Source organism: Okeania sp. SIO2F4, from assembly GCF_010672385.1.
GTDB lineage: Bacteria > Cyanobacteriota > Cyanobacteriia > Cyanobacteriales > Microcoleaceae > Trichodesmium.
Genome location: NZ_JAAHGT010000809.1, coordinates 1 through 4,543, shown reverse-complemented (window position 1 = coordinate 4,543; position 4,543 = coordinate 1). Strand labels below are relative to the sequence as shown.

The window sequence follows — 4,543 nt, the reverse complement described above, 5'->3', positions numbered from 1 at the left end:
TTTCATTCTCTTGAAAGACAGATAGGGAGATGGAGAGAAATTCGTTCCTAGTTCGTCTCCAAATTATCAAATTTATCACACAATCATCATTGTCCATTAATCAATTATCAGTCATTTGAGCCGTACTCATGAGAATAATCAGTTAGGCTTTAGTTAGCTAATTCCTTCCATAGCGCGAGTTATTTAGTTGTATTTTGCCATTTTTCTACCTCCAAATCCCTCCTGCACCCAAAAAAGCTAAATTCTTGCTTTTTGAAACAGCCCTACCCTTGAGAATGGGGTTGAAATGAATATGGACTGTAAGGTCAAGGGAGCCAACTTTTGTCGTCAGATTGAATTCTGGTTCAATTAATAAAGCTTTTATCGCGCACTGGAAACAATAGCTAATAGCTAATAGCTAACGGCTGAATGCTTACTTGTTAGTTATGATTTATTAATTGTCGAGAAGGGAAATTGCTGAGTCGGTTCTAAACTAACTCCGCTAATATTTTTCTGAGCAAATACATAATCTTTATCTAACCATAATGGGATGAAAGGAACATCTTCTCCTAATAATTCTTGAATTTCTATGAAAATAGCTTGGCGTTTTTCTGGGTTTTGCTCTTGACGTTGTTGTTGGATTAATTGATTTATCTGATCGCTATAATAAAATGAACCTTGAAATTGACTAGCTCCTTGTTCACAACCTTTTTGTTTTGAACCTTTTGTACATTCTAAAAATGGTTGGATATAGTTATCTGCATCAATAAAGTCTCCATACCAATCTAAGATAAATGTTTGATATACTCCTTTATCTAAATTTTTAAAGGCGGTAGCTGCTTCTACGCTATTCAATTCTAATTCCATTAAACCTTCTAATTTTTGCTCTACAGATGCTTTTAATGTACTGGCTGTTAATTGTCTTTTAGTGGAATTTGCAGCATACCAAATTTCTATTTTTGCTGGTTTTTCTTGAGAATATCCTGCTTCTTTTAATAATTCTTTGGCTTTGTCAAAATTTCCATCTCCATAATTTTCTTGAAATACTGGTTTATAATCATTAAATTTTGTAGGAATTAGACTATAAACTGGTTCGGCTTTTCCTTGTAAAACTCGTTCATTTAGTAAGTTTCTGTCAATAATAGATGCTAAAGCTTGTCTCACTGATTTGTTATTTAATGGTTCTGAATTCAGATTTAAAACCATGTAATTAACTGTCTTACCATCTGTAGAAATTACTTGCCATCCTTGACGATTAGCTTCTGCTTCTAAATTAGTAATTTGGTCCGTGTCTAGAGAAAAATAAGCTACATCAATAGCCCCTGTTTTAAAGGCATTAAAGAGATTGGCTGAACTAGAAAATATTTGAATGTCAATTCCTTGATTTTTGGCTTTTTCTCCCCAATAATTTTCAAATGTATCTAACCGTAAAACGTCAGTACCATACTCGGCTAATTTATAGGGACCAGTACCAATAAATGTATCAGGTTTAAATTGACTTTCACCTATTTTATAGGCTTGAGGAGAAATAGCACATAGACCAGAAAATGCTAATAAAGGTGTGAAAGCTGCAAAAGGTTTTTTCAACTTAATTGTTAATTGATATTCTCCGGTAGCTTCTACTGACTCAACCGTATTAGTTAATAAAGAAGAAGGTGGACCACTATTTTGAATAAAACGTTTGAAAGAAAAGGCCATTGCTTCGGCGTTGAAGGGACTACCGTCATGGAAAATTACCCCTTGACGAATAGGAATAGTATATGTTGTGCCATCTTCGCTAATTTTTGGCATTTCTGTTGCTAGTTGGGGTACAAGTTCCGTTGTTCCTAACTTGTAACCGTAGAGGCGATCGCCTAAGTTATGGAGTAAGTTACCGGATATTACTTCGTAGGCGTCTGCAGGGTCAATAGTTCGAGGTTTTAAAGTTGTGCCGATAGTAATGCGATTTGTATTTGTTTCTGTAGTTAGGGTATTATCAGGGTTATTCTGAGGTTGGCTACAACTAATGACCAGGAAGCAGCAAAGACAAAACAAACTAACAAATTGAATAATTGACTGCCAGGAATGGTTGATTAAATTAAATGATTTATGTTTGACCAATTTGACTATTTACCTCTGATAAGGGAATAGGGAATAGAGATTAGAGATTAGAGTGTACCTTACCATCCTAAAAATTGCTGTAAAACTATCTGCAACATAGTTGAAATAATTTTAACTTTTGCTTAATTCGATCAAAGTTAAGGTAAGTATTCAGACATTAGCTATCAATTTCATTTAATGGAATAGGGAATAAGCAGGAAAAAGCAACCCTTGAAATTGAGAGAGAATAAAAAATTGCTACATTACGCTCCCTTTACTCTAGCAGTAATTATTTACTATTAGACCTCTGGCGATCGTCAAAAATCAAATCAATTATCGTACAGAAATAATTGATTATTTCCCCCTAATCCCTCGTCCCTACTCCCTCTTTTCCACCAGAGGTATATTAATTACTGATAGGTGAGAGCTGATAAGTTAAGAATTATCACAGACCCTAGATAACTTTAGAAATTACTGTTTAAAATTCAATCTATATAGTTGTTTTTCTTTACTCTCAAAATCTATGTCTAATTGCGATAATGTCAATAAAAATTTGAGCATTGAAGAAGTTTATACTTGTCCTGTTTGCTATCATGGTCAGATTTCAGCAATTACTTTAATGGATGCTTTTTCTTGTAACTTTTGTAACCATATTTTTACTGTCGATCTGGTAAAGCAATCATTGAAAATAGCAGATAGTTCTTCTCCTTTAAGCTGGAGATGGAATGGTAAAAAATGGAAAGCCAATCGTACTCAAGTAAAATGGAGTTGGGTAATTAAGTTATTAGCAGTTGGATTTGTATTATTACCAACCACATTAATAGGATTAAGTGCTTACTTTTTTCCTCCAATACCAGGTACTCCTTTATGTTGGCTACCGATTTTTTGGACTGGTTTAACTTTTCTATCTCATTTGACTATTATCGTTAATATTGTCATAGATTATTACCAGTTTCCAGTCAAGTTATACTTCAAAGCGCTGGGACGAAATTTATGGTTTTGGATTTCACCACAAAATTCTTCAATATAGTAGTTGTCATATTAATGAGGTAGAGTATTTTTTTCTCTTCTGTATTCCCTAGAATCAAAAACTTGTTTATCTCACCCTTGGTGATAATTGCTATATATAGCACTACAAAAATAGTCTGAGGATGTTAATAAAATTGAAATCCCAATCAATTAATAGTTTTGACTTGAGCTGAAGTTCGCAGTTCCTCCGTCAGGAGGCTATCTGAATGCTTAAGGCTATAAATTTAAACCCTTGAAATTGCCAGATAAAATGCGCTTTATGAGTCATATAAAATATCTAATTTTTTTGATTTTAAACAAGAGATATTAACCAGTTTTTCAATCCCAATGGGTGAAAAAAAAGTTCCAAATGATAAGCAATAGGGGAATTTTAATCAATCCTATTAAGCAAAAATAGCATTAATTAAAACATCACTTGAATTCATATTTTCCAGTTCGGCAATAGTAACAGTATTGCAAATGTCAAACTTAGCACCTACTGTTTGTAAGTCATTATCTAATAATTTAAAAAACTTAGTAACTTCTGGTTTATTTCCTACTTAAATCAGTGAAATACCCAACTATTCATCTTGTTGTATATTATTAGCAGCAGAGATAATAAATTGTTATAAATCAATCCTATTAAGCAAAAATAGCATTAATTAAAACATCACTTAAATTCATATTTTCTAGGTCGGCAATAGTAACAGTATTGCAAATGTCAAACTTAGCACCTACTGTTTGTAAGTCATTATCTAATAATTTAAAAAATTTAGTGACTTCAGGTTTATTTCCTACCTGAATAAGTGAAATACCTAACTCTTCATCTTGCTGTAAATTATTAGCAGCAGAGATAATAATCTGCTTGACTCGCTCAGGTTCTTCTATCTCACCTACTGTAACAACTAAAATAGTTTCTCCATTAGACTTTGCTATTTTCAGAGCACGTCGCTCAAAATAATTATCAATAGCATCTTTGAGAGCATCTGCTAAATTAGTTTTGCCGGAGGGTTGATTTTCCAGGAAAATTTGAGCTAAATCGGTAGATGTTACTTGGTCATATCGTTTAAAATAGTCAGAGAATAGGTAAACTGTTAGTCCATCTAAATCTAGCTTCTCACATTCACTGGCTAATCTGATAATGGAGTCTTGCATTAAATCCCATGGTCTTCTACCTGTCGGAGAGCTAGACATATGCATATCGTTACTTTTGTCAATTATTAAGGTGTAATCACGCTGTTGTATAGCAGCACCACCTTCGAGTAATGGATCCATAAGATTAATCTCTTTTCTGATTGTTAACATCTAAGTTTTGAGAGTCCCACCGTTAAATTAGAGATTATAATGGGGTATTATTGTTTCAGTGACATATAGCAATATGATTTGAGTTGTGAGATATTGGAGAATTTTAGGGAATAGGGAACACTTAATTGGGAACATGGAAGAAGAAGATGTATCTTACTCATAAGATAACTGA

The 4,543-nt window shown here is 33.2% G+C and carries 3 protein-coding genes; 1 reads left to right on the top strand and 2 read right to left on the bottom strand.

All coding sequences use genetic code 11. The features are described from left to right. Positions 1-423: 423 nt before the first annotated feature. Positions 424-2,079, bottom strand: coding sequence for an ABC transporter substrate-binding protein (locus tag F6K22_RS33085; RefSeq protein ID WP_293108110.1), 1,656 nt, complete (start codon positions 2,077-2,079; stop codon positions 424-426). 502 nt (positions 2,080-2,581) lie between these two features. Between F6K22_RS33085 and F6K22_RS33080 the strand changes: the two genes are divergently transcribed. Further along, the gene (locus F6K22_RS33080) at positions 2,582-3,088 is read left to right on the top strand and encodes a hypothetical protein (protein ID WP_293108107.1); all 507 of its coding nucleotides are present in this window, start codon (positions 2,582-2,584) and stop codon (positions 3,086-3,088) included. 620 nt (positions 3,089-3,708) lie between these two features. On the opposite strand, the gene F6K22_RS33075 is transcribed toward F6K22_RS33080, so the two are convergent. Then, positions 3,709-4,341 (bottom strand): vWA domain-containing protein, encoded by a 633-nt coding sequence (locus F6K22_RS33075; protein WP_293108104.1) that lies wholly within the window; start codon positions 4,339-4,341, stop codon positions 3,709-3,711. Positions 4,342-4,543: the final 202 nt, after the last annotated feature.

What these genes read in the sequence shown, in the direction of transcription:
- F6K22_RS33075 (WP_293108104.1), bottom strand. Translation starts at nt 4,341, where the DNA reads ATGGATCCATTACTCGAAGGTGGTGCTGCTATACAACAGCGTGATTAC.
- F6K22_RS33080 (WP_293108107.1), top strand. Translation starts at nt 2,582, where the DNA reads ATGTCTAATTGCGATAATGTCAATAAAAATTTGAGCATTGAAGAAGTT.